The sequence below is a fragment of the Pseudomonas sp. PP3 genome (assembly GCF_905336995.1).
GTDB lineage: Bacteria > Pseudomonadota > Gammaproteobacteria > Pseudomonadales > Pseudomonadaceae > Aquipseudomonas > Aquipseudomonas reinekei.
This window is the reverse complement of record NZ_HG995459.1, coordinates 5,500,724-5,517,825: the sequence shown is the minus strand read 5'-3', so window position 1 is coordinate 5,517,825 and position 17,102 is coordinate 5,500,724. Positions and strand designations below refer to the sequence as shown.

The following is a 17,102-nucleotide window of genomic DNA, read 5'->3' as shown; positions in this document are numbered from 1 at the left end:
AGCGGGGTGACGTGTCCATACGTCACTCCGCTTTTTTACAACCTGCGATCGCCCTTTCAGGCTTTATTTACGGGAGGTCTTCTTGACTAAGCCAGCCATACTCGCCCTTGCTGATGGCAGCATTTTTCGCGGCGAAGCCATTGGAGCCGACGGTCAAACCGTTGGTGAGGTGGTGTTCAACACCGCAATGACCGGCTATCAGGAAATCCTTACCGATCCTTCCTACGCCCAACAGATCGTTACCCTGACTTACCCGCACATTGGCAACACCGGTACCACTCCGGAAGATGCCGAGTCCAACCGCGTCTGGTCGGCTGGCCTGGTCATTCGTGACCTGCCACTGGTCGCGAGCAACTGGCGTAACACGATGTCCCTGTCCGATTACCTGAAGGCCAACAACGTGGTGGCCATCGCCGGTATCGACACCCGCCGCCTGACGCGCATCCTGCGTGAAAAAGGCGCGCAGAACGGCTGCATCATGGCCGGTGACAACATTTCCGAAGAGGCCGCCATCGCCGCAGCCCAGGGCTTCCCGGGCCTGAAAGGCATGGACCTGGCGAAAGTCGTCAGCACCAAGGACGCCTACGAATGGCGCTCGACTGTCTGGGATCTGAAAACTGACAGCCACGCGACCATCGAAGCTTCCGAGCTGCCGTACCACGTGGTTGCTTACGACTACGGCGTCAAAGTGAACATCCTGCGCATGCTGGTCGAGCGCGGCTGCCGCGTGACCGTGGTGCCTGCTCAGACCCCTGCTGCCGACGTGCTGGCCCTGAAGCCGGACGGCGTGTTCCTGTCCAACGGCCCAGGTGATCCTGAGCCTTGCGACTACGCGATCCAGGCCATCAAGGAAGTACTGGAAACCGAGATCCCGGTCTTCGGTATCTGCCTCGGTCACCAGCTACTGGCCCTGGCCTCTGGCGCCAAGACCCTGAAAATGGGTCACGGCCACCACGGTGCCAACCATCCGGTCCAGGATCTGGATACCGGTGTGGTGATGATCACCAGCCAGAACCACGGTTTTGCGGTAGACGAAGCGACCCTGCCAGCCAACGTCCGCGCGATCCACAAATCGCTGTTCGACGGCACCCTGCAAGGGATCGAGCGTACCGACAAGAGCGCCTTCAGCTTCCAGGGTCACCCGGAAGCCAGCCCTGGCCCGAACGACGTAGCGCCATTGTTCGATCGCTTCATCAACGAGATGGCCAAGCGACGCTGATCGCTCGCCCTGATGTAGCAGAGCTTGAGGGTGGTCCCGAAACCGGCGGCCCCCTCAAGGCTTCAAAGATTGAACAAGACGGCTTGCCGACTGACCTGCGGATTTGAGTGACAAACCCATGCCAAAACGTACAGACATTAAAAGCATCCTGATTCTCGGCGCTGGCCCGATCGTAATCGGCCAGGCCTGCGAATTCGACTACTCCGGCGCCCAGGCCTGTAAAGCCCTGCGCGAAGAGGGTTACCGCGTCATCCTGGTGAACTCCAACCCGGCCACCATCATGACCGACCCGGCCATGGCCGACGCCACCTACATCGAGCCGATCAAGTGGCAGACCGTTGCCAAGATCATCGAGAAAGAGCGTCCGGACGCACTGCTGCCGACCATGGGTGGCCAGACCGCTCTGAACTGCGCCCTGGACCTGGAGCGCGAAGGCGTTCTGGAGAAGTTCGGCGTAGAGATGATCGGTGCCAACGCCGACACCATCGACAAGGCTGAAGACCGCTCGCGTTTCGACAAGGCGATGAAATCCATCGGCCTGGCGTGCCCGCGTTCCGGTATCGCCCACAGCATGGAAGAGGCCAACGCGGTCCTCGAGAAGCTCGGCTTCCCGTGCATCATTCGTCCGTCCTTCACCATGGGCGGCACCGGTGGCGGTATCGCTTACAACCGTGAAGAGTTCGAAGAAATCTGTGCCCGCGGTCTGGACCTGTCGCCGACCAAGGAACTGCTGATCGACGAATCGCTGATCGGCTGGAAAGAGTACGAGATGGAGGTTGTCCGCGATAAGAAGGACAACTGCATCATCGTCTGCTCCATCGAAAACTTTGACCCGATGGGCGTGCACACCGGTGACTCGATCACCGTGGCTCCGGCACAGACCCTGACCGACAAGGAATACCAGATCCTGCGTAACGCCTCCCTGGCGGTACTGCGCGAGATCGGCGTGGAAACCGGCGGTTCCAACGTTCAGTTCGGTATCTGCCCGAACACTGGCCGCATGGTCGTGATCGAGATGAACCCGCGTGTATCCCGTTCCTCGGCACTGGCTTCGAAAGCCACCGGTTTCCCGATCGCCAAGGTTGCGGCCAAACTGGCTGTGGGCTACACCCTCGACGAGTTGTCGAACGACATCACCGGCGGCAAGACCCCGGCGTCCTTCGAACCGTCCATCGACTACGTCGTCACCAAGCTGCCACGTTTCGCCTTCGAGAAGTTCGCCAAGGCTGACGCCCGCCTGACCACTCAGATGAAGTCGGTGGGTGAAGTCATGGCCATCGGCCGTACCTTCCAGGAATCCCTGCAGAAAGCTCTGCGCGGTCTGGAAGTGGGCGTTTGCGGTCTGGACGAGAAAGTCGACCTGGCCAACCCGGAAAGCATGAGCGTCCTCAAGCGCGAGCTGACCGTGCCGGGCGCCGAGCGTATCTGGTACGTGGCGGACGCGATGCGCGCCGGCATGAGTGTTGAAGACATCTTCGGCATGACCATGATCGATCCTTGGTTCCTGGTGCAGATGGAAGATCTGATCAAGGACGAAGAGAAGGTCAAGACCCTCGGTCTGACCAGCATCGACCGCGACCTGATGTTCCGTCTCAAGCGCAAAGGTTTCTCCGATATGCGCCTGGCCAAGCTGCTGGGTGTAACCGAGAAGAGCCTGCGTGCTCATCGCCACAAGCTGGAAGTGTTCCCGGTCTACAAGCGCGTCGATACTTGCGCCGCCGAGTTCGCCACCGATACTGCTTACCTGTACTCGACGTACGAAGAAGAGTGCGAGGCTGCGCCATCGGGTCGCGACAAGATCATGATCCTGGGCGGCGGTCCGAACCGTATCGGTCAGGGCATCGAGTTCGACTACTGCTGCGTACACGCCGCACTGGCCCTGCGCGATGACGGGTACGAGACCATCATGGTCAACTGCAACCCGGAAACCGTTTCCACTGACTATGACACCTCCGATCGCCTGTACTTCGAGCCGGTAACCCTGGAAGACGTGCTGGAAATCGTCCGCGTCGAGAAGCCAAAAGGCGTGATCGTCCAGTACGGCGGCCAAACACCGCTGAAACTGGCGCGTGCCCTGGAAGCGGCCGGCGTGCCGATCATCGGTACCAGCCCTGACGCCATCGACCGTGCCGAAGACCGTGAGCGCTTCCAGCAGATGGTCCAGCGCCTGAACCTGCGTCAGCCGCCAAACGCTACCGTGCGCAGCGAAGACGAAGCGATTCGTGCCGCCAGCAAGATCGGTTACCCGCTGGTAGTGCGCCCGTCCTATGTACTGGGCGGCCGTGCGATGGAAATCGTCTACGAAGAAGAAGAACTCAAGCGCTACCTGCGTGAAGCGGTTCAAGTGTCCAACGACAGCCCGGTGCTGCTGGACCACTTCCTCAACTGCGCCATCGAAATGGACGTGGATGCGGTCTGCGACGGCAAAGACGTTGTCATCGGCGCGATCATGCAGCACATCGAGCAGGCCGGTGTTCACTCCGGTGACTCCGCGTGCTCGCTGCCGCCGTACTCGCTGCCTGCCCACATCCAGGACGAGATGCGCGAACAGGTCAAGAAAATGGCCCTGGAGCTGGGCGTGGTCGGCCTGATGAACGTTCAGTTGGCGCTGCAAGGCGACGACATTTACGTCATCGAAGTCAACCCGCGTGCCTCGCGTACCGTGCCGTTCGTGTCCAAGTGCATCGGCGTTTCCCTGGCAATGATCGCGGCTCGCGTCATGGCCGGTAAAACCCTGAAGGAAATCGGTTTCACCAAGGAAATCATTCCTAACTTCTACAGTGTGAAAGAGGCGGTGTTCCCATTCGCCAAGTTCCCTGGTGTTGACCCGATCCTCGGCCCAGAGATGAAGTCGACCGGTGAAGTGATGGGCGTGGGCGATACCTTCGGTGAAGCGTTCGCCAAAGCCCAGATGGGTGCCAGCGAAGTGTTGCCGACTGGCGGTACTGCGTTTATCAGCGTGCGTGACGATGACAAGCCGCTGGTTGCAGGCGTGGCCCGTGATCTGATCAACTTGGGCTTCGAAGTGGTCGCCACTGCCGGTACTGCCAAGCTGATTGAAGCCGCAGGCCTGAAAGTGCGTCGCGTGAACAAGGTGACCGAGGGTCGTCCGCACGTGGTCGACATGATCAAGAATGACGAAGTCACCCTGATCATCAACACCACCGAAGGTCGTCAGTCGATCGCTGACTCCTATTCCATTCGTCGCAATGCCCTGCAGCACAAGATCTACTGCACCACCACCATTGCTGCTGGCGAAGCGATCTGCGAAGCGCTGAAGTTCGGTCCCGAGAAGACCGTGCGTCGCTTGCAGGATCTACACGCAGGATTGAAGGCATGAGCATAACGAAGTACCCAATGACCGTTCAGGGCGCTCGCGCCCTGGAAGAAGAACATGCACACCTGACCAAAGTCGTTCGTCCGAAGCTCAGCCAGGACATCGGTACGGCTCGTGAGTTGGGTGACTTGAAAGAAAACGCCGAATACCACGCTGCTCGCGAGCAGCAGGGTATGGTCGAGGCGCGGATCCGTGATATCGAGGGCCGGATTCAGAATCAGGTCATCATCGATGTCACGACCATTCCTCACACCGGCAAAGTGATTTTCGGCACTACCGTTGAAATCGCCAACGTCGAGACGGATGAGCGCGTCACCTACCACATCGTGGGTGAGGACGAGGCAGACTTCAAACTCGGCAAGATTTCGGTGGGTTCGCCATTGGCCCGCGCCTTGATAGCCAAGGAAGAGGGTGATGTCGTTGCCGTGAAAACGCCGGGTGGCGTTATCGAGTACGAGATTGTCGAAGTTCGCCACATCTAACGGCAGGCGCCCGCTACGTGCGGGCGCGATGCTTTGGCAGCTGACCCAGATGTTGTGGGTTGGCGGCTTGTGGCTGTTGCACATCGGTCTGCTGCCGGTGCTGGGGCGTATAGGCCTGGCACCGCTGCTGATTGATGAAATAGCAGGCATGTTGAATGCGCTGATGATCGGCTTTGCCGCAGCGTGTGTGATTTTTCAGGCTTTGGTGCTGATTCAGGCCGAGGGCCTTGTCAGTCTATGGCTCGATATTCGTGGGCAACTGCTGTTGATAGCGCTTTACGCGTGCGCGATGTACATCGCTGTGCGTATTGGCTGGCCGGATGCGGTGCGTTGGCAGGTGTTCAGCTATCTTGTGTTGGGCTTTTCCGGGCTGGTTCTGGTAGTGCAGCCGGTGCCGGGATGGAGTGGCAGGGTGCGCGAAGCACACCCGTGACCCTTGTCATCACTTGAAGCGATGAACGTTCGACAGCTGCTTGTTGACGCTGAAGTTCTTGCGGTAGATCAGTGCCATCTTGCCGATGACCTGAACCAGATCCGCTTTGCCGACCTTGCACAGTTCTGCAATGGACGCCAGGCGCGATTCGCGATCGAGGATGTTGAGCTTGATCTTGATCAGTTCGTGATCCGCCAAGGCGCGTTCAAGTTCGGCGAGGACACCTTCAGTCAAACCGTTGTCTGCCACAATCAGAACTGGTTTCAGGTGGTGGCCAATGGATTTGTACTGTTTCTTCTGCTCTTGAGTGAGCGGCATAATCTGACCCTTTCGTCTGGATTCTGTAAAATGGCGGCCATTTTACCCGAGGGTTCGTGGATCCGCCCAATTAATCACGACCCTTATCAAAGAGGTGCCCAATGGCGCGTTCCAAGACAAGCCTTGGTTGGCTGAAAAGACATGTCAATGATCCCTATGTGAAGCAGGCGCAGAAGGATGGCTACCGCTCGCGTGCAAGTTACAAGCTTCTGGAGGTCCAGGAGAAATACAAGCTGATCCGTCCGGGCATGAGCGTGGTCGACCTGGGTGCGGCGCCCGGTGGCTGGTCGCAGGTCACTAGCCGACTGATCGGTGGTCAGGGGCGCCTGATCGCATCGGATATTCTGGAAATGGACAGTATTCCGGACGTGACTTTCATTCAGGGTGACTTCACTCAGGACGAAGTGCTGGCCCAAATCCTTGAAGCCGTGGGTAATTCGCAGGTGGACCTTGTGATTTCCGATATGGCCCCCAATATGAGTGGTACACCTGAAGTGGACATGCCGAAAGCCATGTTTCTGTGCGAGCTGGCGCTTGATTTGGCGGAACGGATACTAAAGCCGGGTGGCAATTTTGTGATCAAGATTTTTCAGGGCGAAGGTTTCGATGTTTACCTGAAGGATGCGCGTAAGAAATTCGACAAGATCCAGATGATCAAGCCGGACTCTTCGCGTGGCAGCTCCCGCGAGCAATACATGCTGGCTTGGGGCTATCGCGGTCGCAGTGAATAAAACGAGTTTTTTTGGCGGGGTGATAGGTTTTTCGTATTTCGCCTCGCGTGCATAAGCGAATATTGTGTAGAAAGTGTTTCACAAAGGGTTACAGACGGCGCCTGCCAGTGTTGTAGGTAATGTAGTAAGTTAGGCCGGTGAATATCATGCGGAGCGCGCGCCACCAGCGGCGCTTGCTTCAGAGGGTAGTTAATTGAACGATATGGCAAAGAATCTGATCCTGTGGTTGATCATCGCGGCAGTCCTGGTGACGGTGATGAACAACTTCTCCAGCCCTAACGAGCCGCAGACCCTCAACTATTCCGACTTCATCCAGCAGGTCAAGGATGGCAAGGTCGAGCGCGTAGCGGTTGATGGCTACGTCATTACCGGCAAGCGCACCGATGGCGACAGCTTCAAGACCATTCGTCCGGCAATCCAGGACAACGGTCTGATCGGCGACCTGGTGGATAACCATGTCGTGGTCGAAGGCAAGCAGCCAGAACAGCAAAGCATCTGGACCCAGCTCCTGGTCGCCAGCTTCCCGATCCTCGTGATCATCGCCGTGTTCATGTTCTTCATGCGGCAGATGCAGGGTGGTGCCGGTGGCAAAGGCGGTCCGATGAGCTTCGGCAAGAGCAAGGCGCGCCTGCTCTCCGAAGATCAGGTGAAAACCACTCTGGCTGACGTTGCCGGTTGCGACGAAGCCAAGGAAGAAGTTGGCGAACTGGTCGAGTTCCTGCGTGATCCAGGCAAGTTCCAGCGCCTGGGCGGTCGCATTCCTCGCGGCGTGCTGATGGTTGGCCCTCCGGGTACCGGTAAAACCTTGCTCGCCAAGGCGATTGCCGGGGAAGCCAAGGTGCCGTTCTTCACCATTTCCGGTTCCGACTTCGTTGAAATGTTCGTGGGTGTCGGTGCCAGCCGTGTTCGCGATATGTTCGAGCAGGCGAAGAAGCACGCACCATGCATCATCTTCATCGATGAAATCGACGCCGTCGGCCGTCACCGTGGTGCCGGTATGGGCGGCGGTCATGACGAGCGCGAGCAGACGCTCAACCAGTTGCTGGTAGAGATGGACGGCTTCGAAATGAACGACGGGATCATTGTGATTGCCGCGACCAACCGTCCAGACGTACTCGACCCTGCGCTGCTGCGTCCGGGCCGTTTCGACCGTCAGGTTGTGGTGGGTCTGCCGGACATCCGTGGCCGTGAACAGATTCTCAAGGTCCACATGCGCAAAGTGCCAATGGGCGACGACGTCGCTCCGGCAGTCATCGCTCGTGGTACTCCGGGCTTCTCCGGTGCCGACCTGGCCAACCTGGTCAACGAAGCGTCGTTGTTCGCTGCCCGTGCCGGCAAGCGCATCGTCGAGATGAAGGAGTTCGAACTGGCCAAAGACAAGATCATGATGGGCGCCGAGCGCAAATCCATGGTCATGTCCGAGAAAGAAAAGCAGAACACCGCTTATCACGAAGCAGGCCATGCCATTGTTGGTCGCGTCGTACCTGAGCATGACCCGGTGTACAAGGTGTCGATCATTCCGCGCGGTCGTGCGCTGGGTGTGACCATGTTCCTCCCGGAAGAAGATCGCTACAGCCTGTCCAAGCGTGCGTTGATCAGCCAGATCTGCTCGCTGTACGGTGGCCGTATCGCTGAAGAAATGACCCTGGGCTTCGACGGTGTCACCACCGGCGCGTCCAACGACATCATGCGTGCCAGCCAGATTGCGCGGAACATGGTGACCAAGTGGGGCCTGTCCGAGAAACTCGGTCCGTTGATGTACGCCGAAGAAGAGGGTGAAGTGTTCCTCGGTCGCGGCGGCGGTGGTCAGAGTGCCAGCTTCTCGGGTGAGACAGCCAAGCTGATCGACTCCGAGGTGCGCAGCATCATTGACCAGTGCTACGGCACGGCCAAGCAGATCCTGACGGATAACCGTGACAAGCTCGATGCCATGGCAGATGCGCTGATGAAGTATGAAACCATTGATGCCGAGCAGATCGACGACATCATGGCCGGGCGTACACCTCGCGAACCTCGCGACTGGTCCGGTGGTACCGGTACATCCGGAACGCCTCCAGCGGTACAGGATGAGCGTCCGGAAACACCCATCGGCGGCCCGGCTGCTGACGTTTAAGGTTTGAAATGACTTCTGTTCAGTCCTCGACCCGGTTGCCTTGCGGCAACCGGGTTCTTGATTTGGCCCGGACGCATGTCATGGGCATTCTCAATGTAACCCCCGATTCTTTCTCCGATGGCGGCCAGTTCAGCCAGCTCGATGCGGCCATGCGTCATGCTGAAGCCATGGTGGCGGCTGGCGCGACGTTGATCGATGTCGGTGGTGAGTCGACACGGCCTGGTGCCAGGGCGGTTTCACCACTGGAAGAGCTGGAGCGTGTCGCGCCGATCGTCGAGCGGATAAACCGCGAACTTGATGTGATTATCTCGGTAGACACTTCCACCCCTGCCGTCATGCGCGAAACCGCACGGCTGGGCGCCGGGTTGATCAACGATGTTCGATCATTGCGTCGCGATGGTGCGCTGGATGCAGCCGCTGCCACCGGACTGCCGGTCTGCCTGATGCATATGCTGGGTGAGCCTGGCGATATGCAGGACAATCCGCACTACCAGGATGTCACGAAAGAAGTGGGCGAGTTTCTTGCCGAGCGCATGGCTCAATGTGCCTCGGTGGGCATTGCGGCGCAGAAGATCATTCTCGATCCGGGTTTTGGCTTCGCGAAAACCTTGCAGCACAATCTAAGCTTATTCAAACATATGGATGCCTTGCATGCCTTGGGGCGACCCCTGCTGGTCGGGGTTTCGCGAAAAAGCATGATAGGGCAGGCGTTGAATCGCCCGGTGGGTGAGCGCTTGTATGGCGGTCTCGCACTCGCGGCGCTGGCTTCGCACAAGGGTGCGCGTATATTGCGCGTCCATGATGTAGCCGAAACAGTCGATGTGGTGAGGATGATCGCCGCAGTGGAATCAGCCGAATAAGAATGATGGAGCGCTTATGACTAGGAAATACTTTGGTACTGACGGCATTCGTGGCCGTGTCGGCGAATACCCGATTACTCCTGACTTCATGCTCAAGCTCGGCTGGGCAGCTGGCATGGCGTTTCGCAAGATGGGCGCCTGCAAGGTGCTGGTCGGCAAGGACACCCGGATTTCCGGGTACATGTTTGAATCCGCACTTGAGGCCGGCCTTACTTCGGCGGGCGCTGATGTAATGCTCCTGGGGCCGATGCCAACACCTGCCATCGCCTACCTGACGCGCACGTTCCATGCTGAAGCCGGTATCGTGATCAGTGCGTCGCACAACCCCCATGACGACAACGGCATCAAATTTTTCTCCGGCAAGGGCACCAAATTGCCGGATGAAGTCGAGCAGATGATCGAAGAACTGCTGGACACGCCGATGACCGTGGTTGAGTCGAGCAAGATCGGCAAGGTCACGCGCATCAACGATGCGTCGGGTCGTTACATTGAATTCTGCAAGAGCAGTGTGCCAACGGGCACCAGTTTTGCCGGGCTTAAAATCGTCATCGATTGTGCTCATGGCGCGACTTACAAAGTGGCGCCTAGCGTATTTCGTGAGCTGGGCGCTGATGTCGTCGTCCTGTCCGCGCAACCCAATGGCTTGAACATCAATGAAAATTGCGGTTCGACCCACATGGGGCAGTTGCAGGCTGCCGTACTGGCCGAGCACGCCGACCTGGGTATTGCATTCGACGGTGACGGTGACCGCGTTTTGATGGTCGATCACACCGGCGCTATCGTCGATGGTGACGAACTGCTGTACATCATTGCCCGCGACCTGCATGAGCGCGACAAGCTGCAGGGTGGGGTGGTCGGCACTCTGATGAGTAACCTGGGGCTGGAGTTGGCCCTCGCGGATCTGGCAATTCCATTTGTTCGTGCCAACGTCGGTGACCGTTATGTGATCGCTGATCTGCTGGAGCGCAATTGGCTGGTCGGCGGTGAGAACTCGGGGCATATCGTTTGCTTCAATCACACCACCACAGGTGATGCGATTATCGCCGCGCTGCAGGTGCTGATGGCGCTCAAGTCGCGAGCCGAAAGTCTTGCTCAGTCGCGTCAGGCGCTGCGCAAGTGCCCTCAGGTGCTGATCAATGTGCGGTTTGCCGGGGGTGCGAGTCCGCTCGATCATCCATCTGTAAAGGAAGCGAGCGAGCGTGTCACCAATGCGATGGCGGGGCGCGGCCGTGTCCTGTTGCGCAAGTCGGGAACAGAGCCGTTGGTGAGAGTCATGGTCGAAGGCGAAGACGAAACGCAGGTTCGTGGTTACGCCGAAGAGCTGGCAAAACTGGTAACTGAAGTTTCTGCCTGAATTCGGCTTGCCAGCCTTGATTGTGTTGGGTAACATCTGCGCCCACTTTGACCGACGAGGTACAGCATGCGTCGCCCTATGGTAGCTGGTAACTGGAAGATGCACGGTACCCGCGCCAGCGTCGCTGAGCTGATCAACGGCCTTCGTGACTTGGCCTTGCCGAGCGGTGTTGATGTAGCGGTATTCCCGCCTTTGTTGCATATCAGCCAAGTGGTTGATGGCTTGAAAGGAAAGTCGATTTCGATCGGCGCGCAGAACTCTGCAGTGGAAACCGGACAAGGTGCACTGACCGGTGAGGTCTCGCCAAGTCAGTTAGTGGATGCAGGTTGTTCCCTGGTGCTTGTCGGGCACTCAGAGCGCCGCCAGATTATGGGCGAGCAGGACGCAACGCTGATTCGCAAATTTGCAGCGGCACAGGCAAGCGGCCTGATTCCGGTGTTGTGTGTAGGGGAAACCCTCGAGCAGCGCGAAGCGGGGAAGACTGTTGAAGTCGTCTCGCGTCAGCTGAGCAGCATCATCGACGAGCTGGGTGTCGGTGTCTTTGCAAATGCAGTAATTGCTTACGAGCCGGTCTGGGCCATTGGCACCGGGCTGACTGCTTCGCCGCAGCAGGCGCAGGATGTGCACGCAGCCATCCGCGCTCAGTTGGCGGCAGAAAATTCTGAAGTCGCACAAGGTGTGCGGCTTCTATACGGCGGCAGCGTGAAGGCGGCCAATGCGGTCGAACTGTTCGGCATGCCGGATATCGATGGGGGTCTCATTGGTGGGGCTTCCCTGAATGCAGATGAGTTCGGTGCGATTTGTCGCGCCGCGGGAAACTGAAAAAATGCTGGAAACAGTCGTAGTCGTTTTTCATCTGCTGGGTGCATTGGGCGTAGTTGCTCTCGTATTGCTGCAGCAGGGTAAAGGTGCGGATGCTGGTGCGTCTTTCGGAGCAGGTGCTTCAAATACTGTGTTCGGAAGCCAAGGTTCCTCTACCTTTCTTAGTAAGTTTACTGCTATACTTGCCGCAGGTTTTTTCATAACCAGCTTGGGGTTAGGTTACTTTGCTAAAGAGAAGGCTCACCAGCTGACTCAGGTAGGTCTCCCAAATCCAGCGGTACTGGAAGTTCCAAAGCAACAACCGGCTTCTGATGATGTCCCGGTGCTTCAAGAGCAAAAGTCGGCTACTCCAGCGACTGACGTGCCTCCAGCTCAAGAGCAGAAGTAAGAAGGTTTCAAACGTAGTATTGCCGAGGTGGTGGAATTGGTAGACACGCAACCTTGAGGTGGTTGTGCCCATAGGGTGTAGGGGTTCGAGTCCCCTTCTCGGTACCAATTAGTCAGGAGAGCCCGCTGTTGCGGGCTTTCTTGCAGGTGGAAGGTTACATTGACCCTGTAGGGGATCGGTCGTATACTTCCGCCCCAGCTTTGTCGCGGGGTGGAGCAGTCTGGTAGCTCGTCGGGCTCATAACCCGAAGGTCGTCGGTTCAAATCCGGCCCCCGCAACCAGTTTAAGGAGCCCCTTTTAAGGGGCTTTTTGTTAGCTGGACACTTTCAACGCCGCTGTTCGACGGCGTTTCAAGGATGGGCGTTTCGCCCATTTTTTTATTTTGCATAGCATGCACATACATGCACTAGGGGGTTCAGGTGTCGAGCAAGCTAGAAGAGTTGCAGGCCTTGCTGGCCCCGGTGGTCGTGGCCCTAGGCTATGAATGCTGGGGTATCGAGTTCTCGGCTCAGGGTCGTCACTCGATGTTGCGCGTTTATATCGATAAAGAGGGTGGCGTGCTGGTGGACGATTGCGCCATTGTCAGCCGTCAGATCAGCGGTGTGCTGGATGTTGAAGATCCAATCTCCGTTGAATACACCCTTGAAGTTTCCTCGCCAGGCATGGAACGCCCGCTGTTCACTATTGAGCAGTTTGCAAAATTTGCCGGTGAACAAGTGAAGATCAAGCTGCGCTCGCCTTTTGAAGGTCGACGCAACTTTCAGGGCCTTCTGCGCGGTGTAGAAGAGCAGGATGTCGTGGTGCAGGTAGAAGACCATGAGTTCCTGTTGCCGATCGATATGATCGACAAGGCCAACATTATTCCCAGTTTTGACTGAGACGCGGATCCCGCGGATCCAATGGCTTGCGAAAGGCGAGGCGTACGATGAGCAAAGAAGTACTGCTGGTTGTTGAGTCGGTATCCAACGAAAAGGGTGTACCGGCAAACGTAATTTTTGAAGCGCTGGAGCTGGCTCTGGCCACTGCTACCAAGAAGCGTTTCGAGGACGAAGTTGATCTGCGTGTGGAAATCAATCGCCACACCGGTGCTTATGAGACTTTCCGTCGCTGGACGGTCGTCGAAGAAGCAGACCTGGACGATCCGGCCATTGAAACCTGGCCGAGCAAGGTTGCAGAAACGCATCCTGGTGCCAAGGTCGGCGACGTCGTCGAAGAAAAAATCGAGTCCATCGAATTCGGTCGTATCGCTGCACAGACTGCCAAGCAGGTCATCGTGCAGAAGGTTCGCGAAGCCGAGCGCGCTCAGGTTGTTGACGCTTACCGCGAGCGCCTGGGCGAAATCATCTCCGGCACCGTGAAAAAAGTGACCCGCGACAACGTGATCGTCGATCTGGGCAACAACGCTGAAGCGTTGCTGGCCCGTGAAGACATCATTTCTCGCGAAACCTTCCGGGTTGGCGTGCGCCTGCGTGCGCTGCTCAAGGAAATCCGCACCGAGAACCGCGGCCCGCAGTTGATCCTGTCGCGCACCGCGCCGGAAATGCTGATCGAGTTGTTCCGTATCGAAGTGCCGGAAATTGCTGAAGGCCTGATCGAAGTAATGGCTGCGTCCCGTGATCCGGGTTCGCGCGCCAAGATCGCCGTCCGCTCCAAGGACAAACGCATCGACCCGCAGGGCGCTTGCATCGGTATGCGCGGTTCGCGCGTCCAGGCAGTGTCGGGCGAGTTGGGCGGTGAGCGCGTGGACATCGTCCTGTGGGACGACAACCCGGCTCAGTTCGTAATCAACGCCATGTCCCCGGCTGAGGTTGCGGCAATTATCGTTGACGAAGATGCCCACGCAATGGACATCGCCGTTGGCGCAGACAATCTGGCTCAGGCCATCGGTCGCGGTGGTCAGAACGTGCGTCTGGCTAGCCAGTTGACAGGCTGGACCCTGAACGTGATGACCGAATCGGACATCCAGGCTAAGCAGCAAGCAGAAACCGGCGACATCCTGCGCAACTTCATCGACGAGCTGGAAGTCGACGAAGATTTGGCTCAGGTGCTGGTAGATGAAGGCTTCACCAGCCTGGAAGAGATTGCCTACGTACCGTTGGAAGAAATGCTCAACATCGACGGCTTTGACGAAGACACCGTCAACGAGCTTCGCGCTCGTGCCAAGGATCGTTTGTTGACCAAAGCCATCGCTACTGAGGAAAAGCTGGCAGACGCCCATCCGGCCGAAGACCTGCTCTCGCTTGAGGGTATGGACAAGGATTTGGCGATGGAACTGGCGGTGCGCGGCGTAATTACCCGCGAAGACCTGGCCGAGCAGTCTATTGACGACCTGCTCGACATCGACGGCATTGACGATGATCGTGCCGGCAAGTTGATCATGGCCGCCCGAGCCCACTGGTTCGAGTAATTAGGCGCGGCCTGAGGAGAGAAGTGCATGACGCAAGTCACGGTGAAACAACTGGCCGATGAGGTCAAAACACCGGTAGAGCGCCTGTTGCAGCAGATGCGTGAGGCAGGTCTGCCGCACACCGCCGCCGAAGAAAGTGTGACTGACAGTGAGAAGCAATCTTTGCTGACTCACTTGAAAAGCAGCCACAAGGCGAAAGTGGAAGAACCACGCAAGATTACGCTGCAGCGTAAAACCACCAGCACCCTGCGTGTTGCTGGCAGCAAAAGCATCAGCGTTGAAGTACGCAAGAAGAAAGTCTTCGTACAACGCAGCCCGGAAGAAATCGAAGCCGAGCGCAAGCGTGAACTGGATGAACGTCGCGCAGTGGAAAATGCTGCACGTCAGAAGGCTGAAGAAGAAGCCAAGCGTCGCGCCGAAGAAGAAGCGCGTCGCCAGCCTGCTGCTGCGCCGACCGCTCCAGCTGAACCTGTTGCCGCACCTGTTGCAGCCGCCGAACCTGTGCGTGAAAGCGCGCCGGTTGTAGCAGCTGCACCGGCTGCCGACGCGCGTAAGCGTGACGAACCGCGTCGTCCGGACAAACCACGTGCCGACGATAACAATCGTCGCGGTGGTGGTGGCGATGGCGAGCGCAAAAACGCTCCGCATCGTGCTTCGGTTAAGGAAAAGGCGCCTGCGCCACGCGTTGCCCCACGTACTACCGACGAAGAAAGCGATGGCTTCCGTCGCGGTGGTCGCGGCAAGGCCAAACTGAAGAAACGCAACGCTCACGGTTTCCAGAGCCCTACCGGCCCTGTCGTGCGTGAAGTGAAGATCGGCGAGACCATCACTGTTGGCGATCTCGCTCAGCAGATGTCGGTCAAGGCTGCTGAAATCATCAAGTTCATGTTCAAACTGGGCACTCCAGCGACCATCAACCAGGTACTGGATCAGGAAACTGCTCAACTGGTTGCTGAAGAGCTGGGCCACAAAGTGACCCTCGTCAGCGACACCGCCCTGGAAGATTCCCTGGCAGAGTCCCTGAAGTTTGAAGGTGAGGCAGTTTCCCGTGCGCCAGTCGTGACCGTAATGGGCCACGTTGACCACGGTAAGACTTCCCTGCTCGACTACATCCGTCGTGCCAAGGTTGCTGCTGGCGAAGCCGGTGGTATTACCCAGCACATCGGCGCATACCACGTTGAAACCGACCGTGGCATGGTGACTTTCCTCGATACCCCTGGTCACGCCGCGTTTACCGCAATGCGTGCCCGTGGTGCCAAGGCGACCGACATCGTGATCCTGGTGGTTGCAGCGGACGACGGCGTGATGCCGCAGACCATCGAAGCTGTTCAGCATGCTCAGGCTGCGGGTGTTCCGCTGGTTGTGGCAGTGAACAAAATCGACAAGCCGGGCGCCGATCTCGATCGCATCCGTAGCGAACTGTCGGTTCACGGCGTGACGTCGGAAGAGTGGGGTGGTGACACTCCATTCGTGCCGGTCTCGGCGAAGATGGGTACTGGCGTCGACGAATTGCTCGAAGCCGTATTGCTGCAAGCCGAAGTTCTGGAATTGACTGCAACTCCTTCGGCTCCTGGCCGTGGTGTCGTGGTTGAATCGCGCCTGGACAAGGGCCGTGGCCCGGTGGCTACCGTTCTGGTTCAAGACGGTACCCTGCGTCAAGGCGACATGGTTCTGGTCGGTTCCAACTACGGTCGCGTTCGGGCCATGCTCGACGAGAACGGCAAGCCAATCAAGGAAGCCGGTCCAGCCATCCCTGTCGAGATTCTCGGCCTGGACGGTACCCCGGACGCTGGCGACGAGATGAGCGTTGTGGCTGACGAGAAGAAAGCCCGTGAAGTGGCTCTGTTCCGTCAAGGCAAGTTCCGCGAAGTCAAACTGGCTCGTGCTCACGCTGGCAAGCTGGAAAACATCTTCGAAAACATGGGTCAGGAAGAGAAGAAGACGCTCAACATCGTCCTCAAATCCGACGTCCGTGGTTCGCTGGAAGCGTTGAACGGTGCCTTGAACGGCCTGGGTAACGACGAAGTGCAAGTACGCGTGGTCGGTGGCGGTGTCGGTGGTATCACCGAATCCGACGCCAACCTGGCACTGGCTTCCAACGCTGTACTGTTCGGCTTCAACGTGCGTGCCGATGCCGGTGCTCGCAAGATCGTCGAGCAGGAAGGTCTGGATATGCGTTACTACAACGTGATCTACGACATCATCGAAGACGTCAAGAAAGCCCTGACCGGTATGCTCGGCAGCGATGTTCGCGAGAACATCCTGGGTATCGCCGAAGTGCGTGACGTGTTCCGTTCGCCGAAGTTTGGCGCGATCGCCGGTTGCATGGTGGTTGAAGGTGTTGTTCACCGTAACCGTCCAATCCGTGTACTGCGTGAAGACATCGTTATCTTCGAAGGCGAGCTGGAATCCCTGCGCCGCTTCAAGGATGACGCTTCCGAAGTACGTGCCGGCATGGAATGCGGTATCGGCGTGAAGAGCTACAACGACGTTAAAGTCGGTGACAAGATCGAAGTCTTCGAGAAGGTTCAGGTTGCTCGCAGCCTCTAACTCGCGCACTTCAGGAGCCGTGATGGCCGGTCGCACTCAATTGTGCGACGCATCACCCGGACTCTAAACGCAACGCCCGGTCTGGCTT

14 protein-coding genes and 2 tRNA genes are annotated in these 17,102 nt (G+C 58.0%); 15 read left to right on the top strand and 1 reads right to left on the bottom strand.

Going from position 1 to position 17,102, the window contains the following annotated elements; all coding sequences use genetic code 11:
* Window positions 1-82: 82 nt before the first annotated feature.
* The 4 genes from carA to KHO07_RS25095 all read left to right on the top strand — a co-directional run bounded on the left by carA (window position 83) and on the right by KHO07_RS25095 (window position 5,471).
* Window positions 83-1,219, top strand: a complete 1,137-nt coding sequence (gene carA / locus KHO07_RS25110; RefSeq protein ID WP_075947686.1) for a glutamine-hydrolyzing carbamoyl-phosphate synthase small subunit — start codon at window positions 83-85, stop codon at window positions 1,217-1,219.
* 118 nt (window positions 1,220-1,337) lie between these two features.
* On the top strand, window positions 1,338-4,559 hold the full coding sequence (carB, locus tag KHO07_RS25105) for a carbamoyl-phosphate synthase large subunit (RefSeq protein ID WP_150731778.1): 3,222 nt from the start codon (window positions 1,338-1,340) through the stop codon (window positions 4,557-4,559).
* Window positions 4,560-4,561: 2 nt separating this feature from the next.
* Window positions 4,562-5,038: a transcription elongation factor GreA gene (gene greA, locus KHO07_RS25100; RefSeq protein ID WP_075947728.1), complete on the top strand. Its 477-nt coding sequence runs from the start codon at window positions 4,562-4,564 to the stop codon at window positions 5,036-5,038.
* 28 nt (window positions 5,039-5,066) lie between these two features.
* The gene (locus tag KHO07_RS25095; RefSeq protein ID WP_150731779.1) at window positions 5,067-5,471 is read left to right on the top strand and encodes an MFS transporter; all 405 of its coding nucleotides are present in this window, start codon (window positions 5,067-5,069) and stop codon (window positions 5,469-5,471) included.
* 9 nt (window positions 5,472-5,480) lie between these two features.
* On the opposite strand, the gene KHO07_RS25090 is transcribed toward KHO07_RS25095, so the two are convergent.
* On the bottom strand, window positions 5,481-5,789 hold the full coding sequence (locus KHO07_RS25090; protein ID WP_007942889.1) for a YhbY family RNA-binding protein: 309 nt from the start codon (window positions 5,787-5,789) through the stop codon (window positions 5,481-5,483).
* A 101-nt stretch (window positions 5,790-5,890) separates the two neighbouring features.
* Between KHO07_RS25090 and rlmE the strand changes: the two genes are divergently transcribed.
* The 11 genes from rlmE to infB all read left to right on the top strand — a co-directional run bounded on the left by rlmE (window position 5,891) and on the right by infB (window position 17,014).
* Entirely contained in the window at window positions 5,891-6,520 is a 630-nt protein-coding gene (gene rlmE / locus KHO07_RS25085; RefSeq protein ID WP_034148339.1) for a 23S rRNA (uridine(2552)-2'-O)-methyltransferase RlmE, read from the top strand.
* Window positions 6,521-6,722: 202 nt separating this feature from the next.
* A complete protein-coding gene (gene ftsH / locus KHO07_RS25080; RefSeq protein WP_150731780.1) occupies window positions 6,723-8,633 on the top strand; it encodes an ATP-dependent zinc metalloprotease FtsH in 1,911 nt (636 codons plus the stop codon).
* Window positions 8,634-8,641: 8 nt separating this feature from the next.
* Entirely contained in the window at window positions 8,642-9,493 is an 852-nt protein-coding gene (gene folP / locus KHO07_RS25075; protein ID WP_212625819.1) for a dihydropteroate synthase, read from the top strand.
* Between the two features lie 16 nt (window positions 9,494-9,509).
* Window positions 9,510-10,847: a phosphoglucosamine mutase gene (gene glmM, locus KHO07_RS25070; RefSeq protein WP_150731782.1), complete on the top strand. Its 1,338-nt coding sequence runs from the start codon at window positions 9,510-9,512 to the stop codon at window positions 10,845-10,847.
* 66 nt (window positions 10,848-10,913) lie between these two features.
* On the top strand, window positions 10,914-11,669 hold the full coding sequence (tpiA, locus tag KHO07_RS25065; RefSeq protein WP_212625818.1) for a triose-phosphate isomerase: 756 nt from the start codon (window positions 10,914-10,916) through the stop codon (window positions 11,667-11,669).
* Window positions 11,670-11,673: 4 nt separating this feature from the next.
* On the top strand, window positions 11,674-12,057 hold the full coding sequence (gene secG, locus KHO07_RS25060) for a preprotein translocase subunit SecG (RefSeq protein ID WP_017336473.1): 384 nt from the start codon (window positions 11,674-11,676) through the stop codon (window positions 12,055-12,057).
* Window positions 12,058-12,078: 21 nt separating this feature from the next.
* Window positions 12,079-12,164 (top strand) — tRNA-Leu (locus tag KHO07_RS25055).
* Between the two features lie 97 nt (window positions 12,165-12,261).
* Window positions 12,262-12,338: transfer RNA gene (locus KHO07_RS25050), tRNA-Met, on the top strand.
* A gap of 138 nt (window positions 12,339-12,476) precedes the next feature.
* Complete coding sequence (rimP, locus tag KHO07_RS25045) at window positions 12,477-12,935, top strand: ribosome maturation factor RimP (RefSeq protein ID WP_038843818.1); 459 nt, start codon at window positions 12,477-12,479, stop codon at window positions 12,933-12,935.
* 47 nt (window positions 12,936-12,982) lie between these two features.
* Entirely contained in the window at window positions 12,983-14,464 is a 1,482-nt protein-coding gene (gene nusA, locus KHO07_RS25040; protein ID WP_008057419.1) for a transcription termination factor NusA, read from the top strand.
* A gap of 27 nt (window positions 14,465-14,491) precedes the next feature.
* The gene (gene infB, locus KHO07_RS25035; RefSeq protein WP_150731784.1) at window positions 14,492-17,014 is read left to right on the top strand and encodes a translation initiation factor IF-2; all 2,523 of its coding nucleotides are present in this window, start codon (window positions 14,492-14,494) and stop codon (window positions 17,012-17,014) included.
* The last annotated feature ends 88 nt before the right edge of the window (window positions 17,015-17,102 follow it).